Source organism: Bacillus sp. FSL K6-6540 (assembly GCF_038007545.1).
Genome location: NZ_JBBOXH010000002.1, coordinates 72829 through 89622, shown reverse-complemented (window position 1 = coordinate 89622; position 16794 = coordinate 72829). Strand labels below are relative to the sequence as shown.

At 43.7% G+C, this 16794-nt stretch carries 18 protein-coding genes, 1 other RNA gene and 3 pseudogenes; 16 read left to right on the top strand and 6 right to left on the bottom strand.

The window, feature by feature from the left end; genetic code table 11:
• Positions 1-119: 119 nt before the first annotated feature.
• From catR to rghR, 3 genes are all read right to left on the bottom strand, one after another.
• Positions 120-446, bottom strand: a complete 327-nt coding sequence (catR, locus tag MHH82_RS32920; protein WP_003242888.1) for a catDE operon transcriptional regulator CatR — start codon at positions 444-446, stop codon at positions 120-122.
• A gap of 91 nt (positions 447-537) precedes the next feature.
• Entirely contained in the window at positions 538-957 is a 420-nt protein-coding gene (locus tag MHH82_RS32915; RefSeq protein WP_014480905.1) for a helix-turn-helix domain-containing protein, read from the bottom strand.
• A gap of 29 nt (positions 958-986) precedes the next feature.
• Entirely contained in the window at positions 987-1394 is a 408-nt protein-coding gene (gene rghR, locus MHH82_RS32910) for a transcriptional repressor RghR (protein ID WP_014665397.1), read from the bottom strand.
• Between the two features lie 151 nt (positions 1395-1545).
• On the opposite strand from rghR, the gene MHH82_RS32905 reads away from it, so the two are divergent.
• Positions 1546-1779: a helix-turn-helix domain-containing protein gene (locus MHH82_RS32905; protein ID WP_003220031.1), complete on the top strand. Its 234-nt coding sequence runs from the start codon at positions 1546-1548 to the stop codon at positions 1777-1779.
• Between the two features lie 38 nt (positions 1780-1817).
• Here MHH82_RS32905 and MHH82_RS32900 read toward each other — a convergent pair whose 3' ends face one another.
• The gene (locus MHH82_RS32900) at positions 1818-2588 is read right to left on the bottom strand and encodes an alpha/beta fold hydrolase (protein ID WP_041850535.1); all 771 of its coding nucleotides are present in this window, start codon (positions 2586-2588) and stop codon (positions 1818-1820) included.
• A 148-nt stretch (positions 2589-2736) separates the two neighbouring features.
• Here MHH82_RS32900 and secG point away from each other — a divergent pair, with 148 nt between their 5' ends.
• From secG to MHH82_RS32865, 7 genes and pseudogenes are all read left to right on the top strand, one after another.
• Positions 2737-2967, top strand: coding sequence for a preprotein translocase subunit SecG (gene secG, locus MHH82_RS32895; protein ID WP_003220028.1), 231 nt, complete (start codon positions 2737-2739; stop codon positions 2965-2967).
• A gap of 131 nt (positions 2968-3098) precedes the next feature.
• A complete protein-coding gene (locus MHH82_RS32890; protein WP_003242610.1) occupies positions 3099-3839 on the top strand; it encodes an alpha/beta hydrolase in 741 nt (246 codons plus the stop codon).
• Between the two features lie 18 nt (positions 3840-3857).
• Positions 3858-6196 (top strand): annotated as a pseudogene (gene rnr / locus MHH82_RS32885) (ribonuclease R).
• Between the two features lie 144 nt (positions 6197-6340).
• Positions 6341-6811, top strand: coding sequence for an SsrA-binding protein (gene smpB, locus MHH82_RS32880; protein ID WP_003220025.1), 471 nt, complete (start codon positions 6341-6343; stop codon positions 6809-6811).
• A 176-nt stretch (positions 6812-6987) separates the two neighbouring features.
• Positions 6988-7350, top strand: a transfer-messenger RNA (tmRNA) gene (gene ssrA, locus MHH82_RS32875).
• A gap of 181 nt (positions 7351-7531) precedes the next feature.
• A complete protein-coding gene (locus MHH82_RS32870) occupies positions 7532-7645 on the top strand; it encodes a helix-turn-helix domain-containing protein (RefSeq protein WP_340970710.1) in 114 nt (37 codons plus the stop codon).
• 220 nt (positions 7646-7865) lie between these two features.
• The gene (locus MHH82_RS32865; protein ID WP_041850536.1) at positions 7866-8450 is read left to right on the top strand and encodes a hypothetical protein; all 585 of its coding nucleotides are present in this window, start codon (positions 7866-7868) and stop codon (positions 8448-8450) included.
• Positions 8451-8483: 33 nt separating this feature from the next.
• Here MHH82_RS32865 and MHH82_RS32860 read toward each other — a convergent pair whose 3' ends face one another.
• A complete protein-coding gene (locus MHH82_RS32860; protein ID WP_021480611.1) occupies positions 8484-8714 on the bottom strand; it encodes a hypothetical protein in 231 nt (76 codons plus the stop codon).
• A gap of 1083 nt (positions 8715-9797) precedes the next feature.
• Here MHH82_RS32860 and MHH82_RS32855 point away from each other — a divergent pair.
• The 6 genes and pseudogenes from MHH82_RS32855 to azoRB all read left to right on the top strand — a co-directional run bounded on the left by MHH82_RS32855 (position 9798) and on the right by azoRB (position 14882).
• Positions 9798-10591, top strand: a pseudogene (locus MHH82_RS32855) (SDR family NAD(P)-dependent oxidoreductase).
• A gap of 109 nt (positions 10592-10700) precedes the next feature.
• Positions 10701-11273 (top strand): annotated as a pseudogene (locus tag MHH82_RS32850) (TetR/AcrR family transcriptional regulator).
• Positions 11270-11629 carry a DMT family transporter gene (locus MHH82_RS32845; RefSeq protein ID WP_041850537.1) on the top strand — a complete coding sequence of 120 codons (360 nt, stop codon included), beginning with the start codon at positions 11270-11272 and terminating at the stop codon, positions 11627-11629. The pseudogene MHH82_RS32850 and the gene MHH82_RS32845 overlap by 4 nt, the downstream one beginning before the upstream one ends.
• A complete protein-coding gene (locus MHH82_RS32840) occupies positions 11626-12027 on the top strand; it encodes a YvaD family protein (protein ID WP_021480606.1) in 402 nt (133 codons plus the stop codon). Before MHH82_RS32845 ends, MHH82_RS32840 begins: the two co-directional genes overlap by 4 nt.
• A gap of 165 nt (positions 12028-12192) precedes the next feature.
• Complete coding sequence (locus MHH82_RS32835; RefSeq protein WP_072175067.1) at positions 12193-14088, top strand: FUSC family protein; 1896 nt, start codon at positions 12193-12195, stop codon at positions 14086-14088.
• Positions 14089-14246: 158 nt separating this feature from the next.
• Entirely contained in the window at positions 14247-14882 is a 636-nt protein-coding gene (gene azoRB, locus MHH82_RS32830; protein ID WP_003243587.1) for an FMN-dependent NADH-azoreductase AzoRB, read from the top strand.
• Between the two features lie 36 nt (positions 14883-14918).
• Here the strand turns inward: azoRB and iolW are convergent, their stop codons facing one another.
• Positions 14919-15995, bottom strand: coding sequence for a scyllo-inositol 2-dehydrogenase (iolW, locus tag MHH82_RS32825; protein ID WP_014480865.1), 1077 nt, complete (start codon positions 15993-15995; stop codon positions 14919-14921).
• 127 nt (positions 15996-16122) lie between these two features.
• Between iolW and csoR the strand changes: the two genes are divergently transcribed.
• Together csoR and copZ are read left to right on the top strand one after the other, a co-directional pair.
• Positions 16123-16428, top strand: coding sequence for a copper-sensing transcriptional repressor CsoR (csoR, locus tag MHH82_RS32820; protein WP_003228404.1), 306 nt, complete (start codon positions 16123-16125; stop codon positions 16426-16428).
• Between the two features lie 75 nt (positions 16429-16503).
• Positions 16504-16713 (top strand): copper chaperone CopZ, encoded by a 210-nt coding sequence (copZ, locus tag MHH82_RS32815; RefSeq protein WP_003228406.1) that lies wholly within the window; start codon positions 16504-16506, stop codon positions 16711-16713.
• Positions 16714-16794: the final 81 nt, after the last annotated feature.

Below are 16794 nucleotides of genomic sequence, written 5' to 3'. Positions count from 1 at the left end.
TCCTTTAAAAACGTAATGTGTGGATGTACTATATATCGGCTGAGAAATCGTTTTTTCACCTGGGAAAAAAATAAAAAACGGTTCTTTTCTCGTCTATGAGATCAGAACCGTTTTAGCAATTAGTCAAGAAAGGAAGGGTCAATCCATTCAGTCGCCCATTTAGAAATCTCACCTAAAATGGGTGCTAGTGCCTTTCCTTTATCAGTCAATGAATATTCGATGCGAACCGGAGTTTCAGGGATGACATCCCGCTTCACTACTCCTTCAAGCTCAAGTTCTTTCAGCCGTTCTGACAGAACTCTGCCGCTTAGATTTGGAAGTGCTGCTTCAATTTCGCTAAATCGCTGCGATCCGTTCAAGAGCTGAAATACGATTAAAGCGACCCAGCGTTTACTTAAGATGTCGACTGCTTTTTCAAATCTAGGACACATTTCTGATTGGTTCATACTTTTCACCTCGTCTGTCACTATTATAACGCAAATAACGAGGGAGGGTATGCAAGCGTGATTGATAAAATATAGAAAGAGAAACAGGGGATTATGAGGAAGAGGCCCGTTTTTTTGCTTCTGAAGACAAAAAATCGAAGTATTTGCTGAGATTTTCAATATCCTGCTTTGAGAGATGTTCCCATTTTTGACTATTGAAAATCGGGAGGTGCTCCGCTCCGCGAGTGACAGCCGTCTGGTAAATTTCATAAACGGATTGATAGCTTTCAGATGCTTCGCGGATTTCTTCAGGAAAGGCCTGAATATGGCCTGCGGCGGCCATTAGGTTTTCGTACGGCACTTTCAGGACGGCTGCCAGTTTTTTAATCGTGGCGGGTTTTGGCGTCCCGCGTTTGCCGTTTTCAATTTTTGAAATGGTGGCAGAGCTGATGCCTGAGTACACCGCAAGCTGATTCACTGTCAGTTTGCGGGCGCGGCGCAGCTCCCGTAATTGCTGTCCGAACGGTGACATGGTCTATCGCCTCACATTTCTATCAAGAGTCAGTCATCAGCAGACCGTTTTTTGGCTTCGTCTGAAATAAACGAAAAATAATGATCGAGCATGAGCAAATCTTCTTTATTGAGATATTGCCATTTTTCGTTCTCAAGAAGCGCAAGGTTTTTCAGGTCATAGGCCTCCGCTTTTTCGAGCAGCTTGCACTTCGTTTCATAAGGAGCCTTGGCTTCATGCACTTCTTCGATGTAACCAGCCTTGTACATAAGCCCCTCATAAGGAATTTTTAAGGCCTCTGCCAGTTTTTTGATGGTGGCAGGTTTGGGAACGCCCCGTTTTCCGTTTTCGATTCTGGAGATGCCGGCCGCGCTTACGCCTGAATAAGTCGCCAGCTGGTTGACTGTTAACTTTCTCTCTTCACGCAATGCCCGTAATTGTTCGCCAAAGCTTTCCATATATCTCACCCCGTCCCTCACTGTTACTCATATTTTAGTATGTTTATTGACTAAAGGGAATAGGTAGACTGGAAATGTATTGACAAAAGTTAACATAAGCCGTAATGTAAAAGTATAGAAAAAAGTTTTTCAGGAATGGAAGGTGAGGAAAGTGCCAGTAGAAAAGATACAGATTAGACGTGATTATGTCTTGCAGTATATGGTTAATAACGATTATTCCCTTAATCAGCTTGCGCTGGAAATCGGAGTCTCACCCGCCACACTGAGCCGCGTGCTGAATGGAGAAAGACGGCCGGGGCAGCTTGTGATCGGTAAAATGCTTCACTATTTTAATTTGAAATTTGAGGATCTTTTTTACTATGATTTTATTGACAAAAGTCAATAAAGTACAAAAAACGCTAGGAAGCCAAGCGTTTTCTATTCCTATGAATGATGTGTCAGCACAAACCCTGTCACCAGCTCATTGCACGTTTTCCATTGTTTTGTCGGCAATTGATGTCCCTGATATTCCAATCTGAAAAATTCGGCATGTCTGCACGATCTTCGGTAATAGCCTGCGTTTGTAAAGGTCCAGTCCCGCAGGCCTCCATACATAAACAGCATTGGCATGTCTAGGCGGGGTAGCTGTTTAATGCAGTTGTAGCCAAGCGAATCCAGATAATACTGATGCCAATGGGCCTGGTCTGCTTTTTTCATATGGTCTGTTAATATGCTGCGAAGCTGTCTGTCTTTTGTGTGGCTGCCAGCGAGGATTTTCATGAGCAAACCGGGGTTTTTTTCAAGCAGATACATTCCCAGTTTGTGCAGCTTCTGGCCGATTACGTTATGAACAGCTGGGTAGGCGCCGGACAGAATAAGGTGTGACACTTTGTCCGGGTGGATGAAGCCGATATGCTGCGCGATTAAGCCTCCGGCAGAATACCCGAATAACACAGCTTTATCAATGTGCAAAGCGTCCATGAATTGCGCGATCTCGTTTGCGTAATAGGAAATAGACGCTGGCTGATCGATGTGATCACTATCACCGTGGCCGCTTAAATCGGGAAAAATCACCCTGAAATGCTTGGATAGAAGGCGCTGATAATAAAAAACCTTGCGTCCCATGCCCGGCGGGTGGATAAAAATGATAGGGATTCCCTGTCCATATTCTTCATAAAAAAGATGTTTCCTGCTGTCTATGCTGATAAGCGGCATCGCTTTTCTCCTTTGACCTTTTCATATGAATAGGGTAACCAAGATAAAACGTCTTATCCGGCCTTTTGGCGTCTGATACAGCGTGACATGCCAACCCTTTTCATGTAAAATAGAAGTAATGTAGCCAGTGAGTCTGGAGGTGTATGGGATGCACGCAGTTTTGATTACCTTGTTGGTTATCGTCAGCATTGCACTTATTATTGTCGTTTTGCTTCAATCCAGTAAAAGCGCCGGATTATCTGGTGCGATTTCAGGCGGAGCGGAGCAGCTCTTCGGGAAACAAAAAGCAAGAGGTCTTGATTTAATTTTGCACCGCATTACGGTAGTGCTGGCAGTCTTGTTTTTCGTGTTAACGATTGCGCTTGCTTATATCCTATAGGGCAATGTTTGTATAAGGTCTGATGTGAAGTCAGGCCTTTTTCACGTTTCTGGCTGATATTCAAAACGTTTTTTTCTGATTAAACTGTGGAAAACTATAATGATCGTGCAGATAGAAAGGGAGACATGAGCATGAAAGTTGTGACACCAAAACCATTTACATTTAAAGGCGGAGACAAAGCGGTGCTTTTGCTGCATGGCTTTACAGGAAATACAGCGGATGTAAGGATGCTGGGACGATATTTGAATGAACGCGGCTATACGTGCCACGCGCCTCAATATGAAGGACATGGCGTCCCGCCTGAAGAACTTGTACATACGGGGCCCGAAGACTGGTGGAAAAACGTAATGGATGGCTATGAATACTTAAAATCTGAAGGCTATGAGAGCATTGCTGCCTGCGGACTGTCGCTTGGCGGGGTTTTTTCGCTGAAATTGGGTTACACTGTACCCATAAAGGGAATTGTCCCAATGTGCGCACCGATGCATATTAAGAGTGAAGAGGTCATGTATCAGGGCGTTCTTTCATACGCTCGCAATTACAAAAAGTTTGAGGGGAAAAGCCCGGAGCAAATTGAAGAGGAAATGAAGGAATTCGAAAAAACGCCGATGAATACCCTCAAGGCGCTGCAAGACTTAATTGCTGATGTGCGGAATAATGTCGATATGATTTATTCACCGACATTTGTGGTGCAGGCCCGTCATGACCACATGATTAATACCGAAAGCGCCAATATTATTTACAACGAAGTGGAAACTGATGATAAACAGCTGAAATGGTACGAGGAATCAGGGCATGTCATTACACTCGACAAAGAACGTGACCTCGTCCATCAGGATGTGTATGAATTTTTAGAGAAGCTCGATTGGTAATCAACAGGAGGTCGGATAATGGAAAAAGAAGCATTTATGGAAAAGCTTCTCTCGTTTATGAAGGAAGAGGCGTACAAACCTCTGACCGTTCAGGAACTTGAGGAGATGTTAAATATTACGGAAGCCGAGGAGTTTAAAGAGCTCGTCAAAGCGTTAGTCGCCTTGGAAGAAAAAGGGCTTATCGTACGGACGAGAAGCGACCGTTACGGCATTCCGGAGAAGATGAATTTAATAAAAGGAAAGATTTCAGCGCATGCGAAAGGATTCGCCTTTTTGCTGCCTGAGGATACGTCGTTAAGTGATGTGTTTATTCCGCCTAATGAGCTGAATACGGCAATGAACGGCGATATCGTCATGGTTCGTCTGAATTCACAGTCAAGCGGCTCCAGGCAGGAAGGAACCGTCATACGGATTTTAGAAAGAGCGATTCAGCGGGTTGTCGGCACGTATACAGAAACGAGAAACTTCGGCTTTGTCATTCCGGATGACAAAAAAATCACGAGTGACATCTTCATTCCGAAAAATGGGAAAAACGGAGCTGCGGAAGGGCATAAGGTTGTTGTCAAGCTGACGAGCTATCCTGAAGGCCGCATGAACGCTGAGGGTGAGATTGAAACCATTCTCGGCCACAAAAACGACCCGGGCATTGATATTTTATCGGTCATTCATAAGCATGGCCTGCCGGGTGAATTTCCAGCTGAAGTGATGGAACAGGCATCAAGTACGCCTGACACTATCGATGAAAAAGATCTGAAAGACCGCCGTGATCTCCGTGACCAGGTGATTGTCACCATTGATGGTGCGGATGCGAAGGATTTGGATGATGCAGTTACCGTGACGAAGCTTGATGATGGAAGCTACAAGCTTGGCGTTCACATAGCTGATGTCAGCCATTACGTAACCGAAAACTCACCGATTGACAAAGAAGCGCTTGAAAGAGGGACAAGTGTGTATCTGGTTGACCGTGTCATCCCGATGATTCCGCACAGATTGTCAAACGGCATCTGCTCCTTAAATCCAAAGGTTGACCGCCTGACGCTTTCTTGTGAAATGACAATTAACAGTCAGGGACAGGTGACAGAGCACGAGATCTTCCAAAGTGTCATCAAAACAACGGAAAGAATGACATATTCAGATGTGAATAAAATTCTTGTTGACGATGATGAAGAGCTGAAGCAAAAATACGAGCCTCTTGTTCCGATGTTCAAAGACATGGAGCGCCTGGCTCAAATTCTTCGCGATAAGCGGATGGACCGCGGCGCCGTTGACTTTGATTTCAAAGAAGCAAAGGTGCTTGTTGATGACGAAGGAGCGGTTAAAGACGTTGTGATCAGAGAACGCTCTGTCGCCGAGAAGCTGATTGAAGAATTTATGCTTGTAGCAAACGAAACAGTGGCAGAGCATTTCCATTGGATGAACGTCCCGTTTATATACCGGATTCACGAAGAGCCGAATGCTGAAAAGCTGCAAAAGTTTTTAGAATTTGTGACGACATTTGGCTATGTGGTGAAAGGAACGGCGGGGAATATTCATCCGCGCGCGCGCAAAGCATTCTGGACGCTGTGCGTGACAGACCAGAGGAAACGGTTATATCTACTGTTATGCTCCGTTCGATGAAACAGGCGAAATACGACCCGCAAAGCTTGGGGCACTTCGGTCTGTCAACGGAATTCTATACGCATTTCACATCGCCGATCCGCCGTTATCCGGACTTAATCGTTCACCGCCTGATCCGAACGTATTTGATCAACGGCAAAGTCGATGAAGCGACTCAGGAAAAGTGGGCTGAACGCCTGCCGGATATCGCCGAACATACATCATCAATGGAGCGCCGTGCAGTTGACGCCGAGCGTGAGACGGATGATCTGAAAAAAGCGGAATACATGCTTGATAAAATCGGTGAAGAGTTTGACGGCATGATCAGCTCTGTGACAAACTTCGGAATGTTCGTCGAGTACGCCGAATACAATTGAAGGACTCGTCCACGTCAGCTTTATGACAGATGACTACTACCGCTTTGACGAACAGCATTTCGCAATGATCGGCGAGCGGACAGGCAACGTCTTCCGCATCGGGGATGAAATCACAGTCAAGGTTGTCGATGTCAATAAAGATGAGCGCAATATCGACTTTGAAATTGTCGGCATGAAGGGCACTCCGCGGCGTCCGAGAGAATTGGACAGCGGCCGGAGCAGAAAACGCGGAAAGCCTGCCAGAAAACGTGTTCAAAGCACCAATACACCTGTTTCTCCAGCTCCGTCTGAGGAAAAAGGGGAGTGGTTCACTAAGCCGAAGAAAAAAAGAAAAAACGCGGCTTCCAGAATGCTCCGAAACAGAAACGGAAAAAGAAGAAATAGCGACTCAACCAGCAAATAGGGCCGCAGTGCTCTATTTGCTTTCTTTCGGAAACAGCTTTTCATTGTAGCAGTACGTCACATTTGGTAAAATAGAGCGTATCGCAAAAGGTGGACAGTTTTTCCTTAGAGAGAGGAGGTTCTGGCATGCCAAAAGGGTCAGGAAAAGTATTATCTCAAAATAAGAAAGCCAATCACGATTATTTTATAGAAGAAACCTATGAAACAGGCATCGTTCTGCAAGGAACCGAAATCAAATCGATTCGCGCCGGCCGCGTAAACCTTAAGGATTCCTTTGCCAAAATCGAACGGGGAGAAGTGTTTCTCCACAATATGCACGTCAGCCCATATGAGCAGGGAAACCGCTATAACCACGATCCGCTTCGGACAAGAAAGCTGTTAATGCACCGCAAGGAGATTAATAAGCTGATCGGGTTAACAAAGGAAAAAGGCTATTCTCTCGTTCCGCTGAAGCTGTATTTAAAAAACGGCTTTGCCAAAGTGCTTCTCGGCCTTGGAAAAGGGAAGAAGAACTATGACAAACGGGAAGATCTGAAGCGCAAGGACGCGAAGCGGGAAATCGAAAGAGCGTTCAGAGACAGTCAAAAAGGCTTCTAAAGGCATAGTGCTTGATTCGAAAATCAGGCCTGTGCTATACTGTGTTCACGATCAGATCACGTCGCTATTCATTTGAAGGATTTGACAATTGAAAAGAGCCGTGATCATGTTATAATAAGACTATAGCCAGTTTGAGTGAGAGCTTGATATTTTCTCCCGTATTTCCCTTATACCAAGGGGACGTTACGGATTCGACAGGGATGGATCGAGCTTGAGCTGCGAGCCGAGAGGCGATCTCGTAAACACGCACTTAAATATAACTGGCAAAACTAACAGTTTTAACCAAAACGTAGCATTAGGCGCCTAATAAGCGCGGCGAGCTCTTCCTGACATTGCCTATGTGTCTGTGAAGAGCACATCCAAGTAGGCTACGCTTGCGTTCCTGTCTGAGAACGTAAGAAGAGATGAACAGACTAGCTCTCGGAAGGCCCGCCCGCAGGCAAGAAGATGAGTGAAACCATAAATATGCAGGCTACGCTCGTAGACGCTTAAGTAATCGATGTTTCTGGACGTGGGTTCGACTCCCACCGTCTCCATACATACTTTGAAACCGCAGTGCTATCAAGGCTTTTAAAGCTTTTGAGGCACTGCGGTAACATTTTGGTAACACTTTTAAAATTTTTCGTTTTTCATAAAGCCAATAACCTCACGTTGTGCAGACGGATAAAGGTGACTATACGTGTTTAATGTTTCGGCGGTCGTGAGGAGGTTGAAGGCTTCCTGAAAACTGAGGTCCTCAGCACTTCTGAAGTTGCCGAGATTTTAGGGGTAAATAAGCGGCGCATGAGTAAATTGATAAGTGACAAACGCATTGAAGCTGTAAAAAAAAGATAGGGAATACAAGTTTGTCTTTACTGCAAGATGCGGAGGCGTTGAAAGAATAGCTTGAAACAAATAAAAAATATCGTCCGCATAATAATTGAGCCCCCTCGTATGAGCAGGGCTTTTTTAATGTGTAAAAAGTTTAAATGTCACAGTTTTGTAATGTAAATTAAATTCCAAATATGATAATATTTAGCATGTAACAAATTAGTAGAAAGGAATGATTAAAGGAATGAGTAAGCTAAAAAGTAGCATAATTGTCATTTTGTCGTCTTTTGCCCTTTTAGTCACTGTCCTCTTAAGCACTCCTGCCAACACCGTAGAAGCAAAATCAATTATGAACAATTTAACATCGAAAGAGAAGGTAAGCGAGGCATTAAAGCATGCAAAGGAAGCTGATTTTGAGAAAGCAGAGAAATTTGTCAAAGAAGCTTTAAAACTCAACGATGATTTTACATACAGCGTAGATAAAGAAAAAGCTAAACAAATTGGTTATACTGGTGATGAAATCTTTAACCTTTCATTATTTTATGCTAGCATTCCAACTGAACAGGTTAAATGGTTAGAGCAAAACAAAGGACAAGAAGTCAAAGTTGGAGATGCCTCCACTGCAATTGTTCCAGCACTCCCGTGGGTAGTATATATTGGATTGCAAGAGCTTATTGCTCTTCTTACTGCAATTGGTCTGGCTGGGATAGCTCAACAATTCTTGAAAGAAGTTTATAACGCTGGGATGAATAAAGCTTGCAGAAAATTTGCTAGCAAAAACAAATATATTAAGAGTTTCTGTAAGGCAAATGGTTATCCAACTGAATAAAAACAAGCCTCCTGTAAAGGGAGGCTTGTTATTTTACCTAAGTAAAAGCCACAATGCTGAAACAACTGCAACCATAAAATAATCACCATCAGTTAGCTTAGTACCGTTTTTAATAAACACGTTTGCGACCCAATTCGCTTTAGTTCCTTCCGATGTGCTTAGCGCTAATTTTTTACCAATATTGTAATAAGCGACTTTAAATAAATAATAAGCAAAAGAACAGAAGATATAGAGCAATATGAATTTACCTATAAATAGCAACATGTATCAATCACTCTCCTTCATATATCCATTATTTTACCAAATGTAAAATTTATTTTGAAGAGAATTTAGCCTATTCATAAAGAAGTCCTCATCGAGTAGGACTTTCTAAACAATCCATTTTTCGGATAAGGTTTTCGTGGTATCACGTATTTCCTGTTCACTTTTTACGGTCTTTCTTTTTTTCTGTAAAGCCGCATATTAACAAAAAACTGATATAACTTGCGTTCAAAATTTGTCATGCTCATTTGTGTTTTCTGTATCACCCACACCCCATATCAACAGGCGGATCAAAGTTAATTTCATATATATTCACCTCTATCTTTAAAGCACATATGCACATAATTCAATTATATCTAGTGAGACTTTTTGGCGGAAACCATTTTAAAGGAATGTTTGTCTTTGCTTTTAAAATGTTAGAATTACAATCTGGAATCAAGTTCCTCCATTTTTAGAGAGGAATGGAAAAGGCCCTTTCCTAGTGAAGGCCCTTTTTATTTGCAGGCAGAAAGTTCTACAAGGGCAGTTCCATTTTTTAAAGTAGATTTAGATAATGAGTATATTGATAAACAAAGAATTATTTTTAAAATAAATCAAATCAAAGTGTTAGCTATCATGTAAAAATTACCCTTAGGTTGAATGATAAGGTGATTATGGACCAGAACAGGGAAAATGAGGAGGGAGGGGAACGATCGGTAAATGGACCTACCGCATCGTAGCAGAATTCAAGGCATTGAGTATGTGTGTAGGTCCATGACATTTGCGGTAACATTTTGATAACAAAAATATAAAATTATAGTTTTTAAACTGATTTTTTATCATACGTAAAGGCTTATATATCAACGGTTTGTAACTATTTTAAAACATAACCATACCATGGTAATAGACTCCCGCTGTCTCCATACATAATGAGCATAAAGCAGAACCTCTTAAGAGGTTCTGCTTTTTTTTTCTCCAAACCACAGGCACCAAAAAGTGCGTACTTCCATTTCAATCCCAGCTGTTTCATACTGATTGCAGAGCAGATGTTTCACCAATCAGATTTCTGTCAATAAATAAGAGAAATCAAAAACGGAGGGATGAATAATGAAGCTGAATTTACAAGGAAAAACCGCACTGGTGACCGGTTCGACATCAGGGATCGGAAAAGCTATTGCCTCTTCGTTAGCTGAAGAAGGTGCGGCAGTGATCATTAACGGACGCCGGGAAGAGAAAGTGAATCAGACGATAGATGAACTGAAAACACAACATGCTGAAGCGGTTCTTTATCCGGCCGCATTTGATTTGGGAACTGAAGAAGGCGCAATGAGCTGTTTCAGGCATATCCAGAGGTTGATATTTTGGTCAACAATTTAGGGATTTTTGAACCGGCGGAGTACTTTGATATTCCCGACGATGAATGGTTTCGTTTTTTTGAAGTGAATATTATGAGCGGTGTAAGGCTGACACGCAGGTATTTGCATAACATGATAGAGAAAAAAGAAGGGCGTGTGATTTTCATTGCCAGTGAAGCGGCGATTATGCCGTCACAGGAAATGGCCCATTACAGTGCGACAAAAACGATGCGGCTGTCCATTTCCCGCAGTTTGGCGGAGCTGGCAACCGGCACGAATGTCACAGTCAACACCGTCATGCCGGGCTCTACCTTAACAGAGGGTGTGGAAACCATGCTGAACTCGCTGTATCCTGGTGAAAACCTGACTGTTCAAGAAGCTGAGGCACGTTTTATGAAAGAAAACCGGCCGACATCTATTATTCAAAGACTGATCCGTCCGGAAGAAATCGCCCATTTCGTTACATTTTTAAGCGACCCGCTTTCCTCTGCGATCAATGGCGCGGCACTTCGGGCGGACGGCGGTTTGGTCCGCAGTGTCTTTTAAACCTCTCCCAACAGGAGAGGTTTTTTATATATTGTTGATTTCCATAAATTTCTGCCGTATAATATTGGTACCGAAATAGTTTTCTTGGTACCGAAAGCGGGGGATTAATATGGATAAAAGAATTCTGGCGGAAACTTTCCGGCTGATCAAGCAAAAGGATTTTCATTTACGATGAATGATTTGTGTTGCAGCGCTGGGAACGAGCAAACGGACGCTCTATGCATATTATTCATCTAAAGATCAGCTTGTTGAGGCGGTTGTCGAACAATTTTTAGCCGAAATGAAGCAAATGGAAAGAGACATCTATGAAAATGAAAGTTTAAATGTGCTTGAAAAGGTGAAAAAAATGCTGATCAGCCTTCCGCAGGGAATGGAACTGCTGAACATGGGATTATTAAATGAACTAAAGAAATACCATTACGATGCGTGGCTTACATTAGACACGTTTATTAAGGCAGAATGGGCCATTGTCCTAGAATTATTAAACGAGTGCAAACAGCAAAAGAGAATCAGAAACATCAATCCGGACCTGTTTATTCACATGTATATAGGGAGCATCAACCAAGTGTATGACCCTGAATATCCACTGAAACATCAGTTCACGACAGGAGAGGTACTTGAATCAATTGTAGATGTTTTGTTTAACGGTATAACAGCTGATGAGGAGGCTGATGCCACGTGAATTGGGTGTTTCTATGCTTGGCGATTTTGTTTGAGGTTGTGGGAACGGTCAGCATGAAGCTATCGTCTGGTTTTACAAAGCTTATTCCCAGTTTGCTGTTGATTTTCTTTTATGGAGGGAGTCTTTTCTTTCTGACGCTTACGCTTAAATCCATTGATGTATCAGTTGCTTATGCTGTATGGTCAGGGATGGGAATTGTCCTGATTACAGTCGTTGGTTTTTTGTTTTTTCAAGAACATGTTAGTGTCATCAAAGTCATTTCAATTGGATTGATTATTGCCGGTGTTGTGTCTTTAAACCTGATTGAGCATGCTGCGGTGTCTGAGCCGGTACATAAAAGCGGGCAGTACAAATGAGATATATGAAGCTGTTTTTTCTCGTGACTGATATCGGTTTTATCTTGTACTGGTTGTCAGCCGGGTTTTCGCTCATACCGGAAAGCTGGGCTTTTAAACATCATGACCATCCGTTTATGATCGCTTGGAACTGGTCTTTTTTTCCGCTGGATATCCTGATTTCTGTCACAGGGTTGTACAGCTTGTACCTACAGCGGGTGAATCGTGCTGACTGGAAAATGATGGCGCTGATTTCTCTTGTGCTGACCTGTTGTTCAGGTCTGCAGGCGATATCATTCTGGACATTCAGCAGGGACTTTGATCTTGTATGGTGGCTGTTTAATGGGTATCTATTGATTTATCCTTTATTTTTTATTCACCTGCTCTTGAAGGAAGGCAGAAGGACAAAACAGTCCTGACAGGTGCCGCTTTTATGATAATAAACTGATGTAATGAAGCAGAGACGGTATAAGTCTCTGTTTTTTTATCGGGCGCACCAATTGAGAAGCTAACCGCGTTTTTGGGCATACTAAAGCAAAGAAACGGGAAAAGTTCTACACATTCATTGAAAAGGATTTTGTCAAATGAACAAAACTGCTGCGAACAATCAAAGAATCATGCCTATCGTGAAGGATGCCTTTCGCATTCATGCAAATCCATTTCCTTGGAAAAAGGCTATCGGATCAGGTTTCGCTTCAGGGTTTCCTGTGCTGGTCGGTGCATTGGCAGGTCACACGGATTACGGATTAATTGCAAGTATCGGAGGCTTTGTTTATTTATATGCGGGCGGTGAATCGTACAAAAAGCGCGCCTTGAAGCTGCTCTTGGTTTCTATTGGGATCGCCCTCTCATTTGGTTTAGGGACGCTTTTGTCCGGGATGCTTTGGATGATGGCGGCTGTTTTGGGGCTGATCGGTGCAGCGGCGATGTTTATTTTTAGCGCGCTCGGCATTCAAGGCCCTGCGCCAATGTTTTTTGTCCTTGCCTTTTTAGTCAGTTCCGGGCTGCCGGCCGATCCTTCACAAGCGCTGGTCAGAGCGGGATTGACGTTTCTCGGCGGCATTTTCGCCATGGGTATCGCTTTAATCGGCTGGTTATCGAACAAACATGGACCGGAGGGAGCGGTGCTGCAAAAAACATATCATCAGCTGGCTGCATGTCTTTCAGCCGTCGGAACGCCAGGTTTTCATAACGCACAGCATCAGACGGTGCTCATGCTTAGAACAGCCCGCCAAACAGTTCTTGGGAAAGGGAATAAACGGAAAAAATCGCGGCATGATGAACGATTTTTCCGCCTCCTTGAAAAAGCTGACGACATATTCCTTGCCATTATTCATTTTTCAGCTGAAACGCCGGACAGAGAGACCGCGCAGATTGAAAAGGCACTTCGCCAAACCGGAGATATGCTTGCGCATGCACGGGTTTCCGGTACGTTTCAGATTAATGAGAACGAATCTGAGCCTAGGCGGAAGCTGTTTGAAGAAATCAATGAGGTTTTGCATATCGCTTCAGGACGTTTTGATAAGCAGCTTGACGGGGAACCGAGCCGCCTGCCATCCTCTTTTTACTTTTTGAGAAATGCCTTTGACTGGAAGTCTCCGGTTTTGATTAGAGCGTTAAAGTACGGAATTGTTCTGTTTGCCGCCGATATGTTTGCCCTCGCATTCGGCTTTGCACGCTCCTATTGGATTCCGCTTTCGGCAGCAGCAGTCATGCTTGGCACTACTGTTGTTTTTACGCTTCACAGGGCTATTCAGCGTTCGGCCGGAACGGTGATCGGGGTAATGCTGGCTGGCGCAATCCTGTTTTTTAAGCCGGGCGGTGTTTATATTGCGTTATGTATTGCAGCGCTGCAATGTCTTCTTGAGATGCTGATCGTCCGCAATTATGCGCTGGCTGTTCCCTTTTTAACCGCAAATGCGCTTGTTATCACAGAAAGTATGCATGGCGGCGCGGGAGCCGGTTATTTTATGATAGCGAGGCTGACGGACGTAGCTGTCGGCAGCGTGATCGGGCTATTGGGAACAATGCTTTTGTGGCGGCGGTTTTCAACGAAGCGGCTGCCTGAACTGATGAGGAACGTCATCCGGTTGGAAGGGCAGTTTATGGAGAAACTGTTAACCGGGCAGAAAGCCGACGAACACAAGTTAAGGGTGAGCCTTGTTAAGCTTCGGGATGCGTATGACAAGGCGCTTGGCGAGTTTCCTCATGCGAATGCTGATGCGCTCTGGCCTGCCATTTCCGGTGCTCAGCACTTAGGGTACTATTTGCTCTCGGCCCAAGCTCACCGCCGTCCGCCTGCTCCGTTTTCTGATGAAGAGATCAACCAGCTGCGGGCGTTTTTTGAACAGGCTCAGCAATCCTTTATCATGAAAAGGATACCTGCGGATATTCAAGTGCCGCATGTTCCTCATTATCCTCGAATCAGTAAAGAATTGTCCGCGCTGTATTCAGGCTTGAGAACAACTTTTGAAAAGTAAGCTGTTTGGAAAGTTAAATAATCTTTAATTCGAGATGTTTTACTTGAAAGTAAATTTCTTTGTCTCTATAATAAAGTCTAAGAGAGACAGAATAATCATTATGCATCTGTATGATAATAATTGGTGTGTGATTTTTAAAAACGAAAGGGCTGGTAAAAATGGCAAAAGTATTATATATCACTGCTCATCCGCATGACGAAGCAACTTCGTACAGTATGGCAACAGGTAAAGCATTTATCGAATCTTACAAAGAAGCAAATCCAAATGATGAAGTTGTACATATCGATTTGTACAAAGAAAACATCCCGCACATTGACGCAGATGTATTCAGCGGATGGGGAAAGCTTCAGTCAGGTACAGGCTTTGAAGAGCTTTCTGAAAGCGAAAAAGCGAAAGTAGGCCGTTTGGGAGAGCTTAGCGATCAATTTGCATCAGCTGATAAGTACGTATTTGTTACACCTTTATGGAACTTCTCATTCCCGCCAGTGATGAAAGCGTATCTCGATTCTGTTGCCGTTGCAGGAAAGTCATTCAAATACACAGAACAAGGTCCTGTCGGCTTGTTGACTGATAAAAAAGCAATTCATATCCAAGCTCGCGGCGGCTACTATTCAGAAGGCCCTGCGGCTGAGATGGAAATGGGGCACCGCTACATCGGCATCATGATGAACTTCTTCGGCGTACCATCATTCGATGGCATTTTCGTAGAGGGACATAATGCGGAGCCTGATAAAGCACAGCAAATCAAAGAAGACGCGATTGCGCGTGCGAAAGAAGCAGGAAAAACATTCTAATGAAAAAGCCTCCCCTTATTTGGGGAGGCTTTTGTTTTAGTGCTCCAGCATAATGGTTCGTTTCTCTTTACTGCTTTTCATCGCGGCTTCAATGATGCGGATGACATTAATACCTTCCTCAGCAGTGACTGGCAGCGCAGCACCTTCCCGTATGCTTTCCGCTATTTTGCGGTAATAAGTAAGGTAGGAGCCATTTACTGATGGGATCGTTTCTGTTTTTTTGCCGGAGCCACGAATGGTTGTAAGCTGTCCGTAAAACTCCGGATCATCTGCACCCCAGCTGTCATCCTCTGGTTTTCTTCCCGCTCTGAGTGCGTCTTCCTGTCCGTCAATTCCGTATTTGATAAAGCTGGAATCTTTTCCATGGATTTGATAACGAGGTCCGTTTGCCGGAACGATTGATCCTCCGTATAGAATGGCTTGAAGCTTGCCATAATCCAGGGTTAAATGAAAATAGTCAACCGTTTCGGCATTTTCCCGCTGGGCCATCACGTTTGCAGTCACGGCTTTAGGCATCCCAAACAAATGCAGGGTTTGGTCTATGATGTGGGAGCCGAGATCATACAGCGTACCAGTGGCAATGCCTTCTTTTTCCCGCCACCGCGCTTGAACTTCAGGTCTGTAGCGGTCATAGGAAACTTGATATGTATTGATATCTTCAAGAGATCCCTCAGAGATCAGCTTTTTAATCGTTAAAAAGTCGTTATCCCAGCGTCGGTTATGATATACGCTTAATAATACGCCTTTTTCATCGGCAGCCCTTTTTAATGTTTCCCCCTCTTCGGCTGTTGCTGTCATTGGTTTTTCCATCACAACATGTTTTCCGGCCTGTATGCATGCCATAGCATGCTCGTAATGAAGGCCGCTCGGGGTGGTGACAATGACAAGCTCAATGGCAGGGTCATTTGTGATTTCCTCAAGCTCATGTACAACCTCAGCATCTGGAAAGTCCCGTTTCACTTCTTCTGTCCGAGATGTCATGATTTTGCTGATTTGATATTCATCCAGAACATCCAGCAGCGGCCCGTGAAAAACAGAACCGGACAATCCGTATCCTAATATTCCAACCTTGATCGTATCCACTTTTCTTCTCCCCTTTAAAAGCGTTATCAACAGAAGTATATACCCTCCTGATCAAATGGTAAAACCTAACTGATTCATTTTTTGCGTCGGCATGCTTAGACAACCGTTTGGACAATCAGTATAATGGGAATTAATATCATTAAACAGAGGTGTACGCATGGAAAAGCATAACGAACATAAAACATTAAACCATAAAAGCTCGAAAGAAAAAGATCAGATTACAAACCGGCTTAAGCGGATTGAGGGTCAAGTCCGAGGCATTCAAAACATGGTGGAAAACGACAGATATTGTGTAGATATTCTTGTGCAAATTTCAGCTGTTCAGGCGGCAATGAAAAATGTGGCGCTTCATTTGCTTGAGGATCATGCCCATCATTGTGTAGCAGATGCCATCAAAAGCGGCGACGGGGAACAGGCCATTTCTGAGCTTTTGGACGTATTTAAAAAGTTCACAAAATCATAAAGCGTTTTTTTATTGTAATACCCTACGGGGGTATGGTAGGATGTAAATAGAAAGAATAAACAGGAGGAATTGATTATGGAACAAAAAACATTGCAAGTTGAAGGAATGTCTTGTCAGCACTGCGTCAAAGCAGTAGAAACAAGCGTAGGAGAACTGGACGGCGTCAGTGCCGTTCATGTCAATCTGGAAGCGGGTAAAGTCGATGTTTCGTTTGATGCTGACAAAGTATCAGTCAAAGATATTGCGGATGCGATAGAAGATCAGGGCTATGACGTAGCTGAGTGATTCAAGGTATCGCGCCTTTAGGGAGGCGCGATATTTCTTTCATTTTTATATACCCCCCAGGTGTATATAAAGGAGTGAGTA

Excerpts from the sequence above, each read along its gene's own strand:
- catR (WP_003242888.1), bottom strand. The coding sequence starts at position 446 with ATGAACCAATCAGAAATGTGTCCTAGATTTGAAAAAGCAGTCGACATC.
- MHH82_RS32835 (WP_072175067.1), top strand. The coding sequence starts at position 12,193 with ATGAACAAAACTGCTGCGAACAATCAAAGAATCATGCCTATCGTGAAG.
- copZ (WP_003228406.1), top strand. The coding sequence starts at position 16,504 with ATGGAACAAAAAACATTGCAAGTTGAAGGAATGTCTTGTCAGCACTGC.
- MHH82_RS32915 (WP_014480905.1), bottom strand. The coding sequence starts at position 957 with ATGTCACCGTTCGGACAGCAATTACGGGAGCTGCGCCGCGCCCGCAAA.
- MHH82_RS32865 (WP_041850536.1), top strand. The coding sequence starts at position 7,866 with ATGAGTAAGCTAAAAAGTAGCATAATTGTCATTTTGTCGTCTTTTGCC.
- smpB (WP_003220025.1), top strand. The coding sequence starts at position 6,341 with ATGCCAAAAGGGTCAGGAAAAGTATTATCTCAAAATAAGAAAGCCAAT.
- MHH82_RS32860 (WP_021480611.1), bottom strand. The coding sequence starts at position 8,714 with ATGTTGCTATTTATAGGTAAATTCATATTGCTCTATATCTTCTGTTCT.
- MHH82_RS32900 (WP_041850535.1), bottom strand. The coding sequence starts at position 2,588 with ATGCCGCTTATCAGCATAGACAGCAGGAAACATCTTTTTTATGAAGAA.
- MHH82_RS32840 (WP_021480606.1), top strand. The coding sequence starts at position 11,626 with ATGAGATATATGAAGCTGTTTTTTCTCGTGACTGATATCGGTTTTATC.
- csoR (WP_003228404.1), top strand. The coding sequence starts at position 16,123 with ATGGAAAAGCATAACGAACATAAAACATTAAACCATAAAAGCTCGAAA.
- secG (WP_003220028.1), top strand. The coding sequence starts at position 2,737 with ATGCACGCAGTTTTGATTACCTTGTTGGTTATCGTCAGCATTGCACTT.
- rghR (WP_014665397.1), bottom strand. The coding sequence starts at position 1,394 with ATGGAAAGCTTTGGCGAACAATTACGGGCATTGCGTGAAGAGAGAAAG.
- azoRB (WP_003243587.1), top strand. The coding sequence starts at position 14,247 with ATGGCAAAAGTATTATATATCACTGCTCATCCGCATGACGAAGCAACT.
- MHH82_RS32890 (WP_003242610.1), top strand. The coding sequence starts at position 3,099 with ATGAAAGTTGTGACACCAAAACCATTTACATTTAAAGGCGGAGACAAA.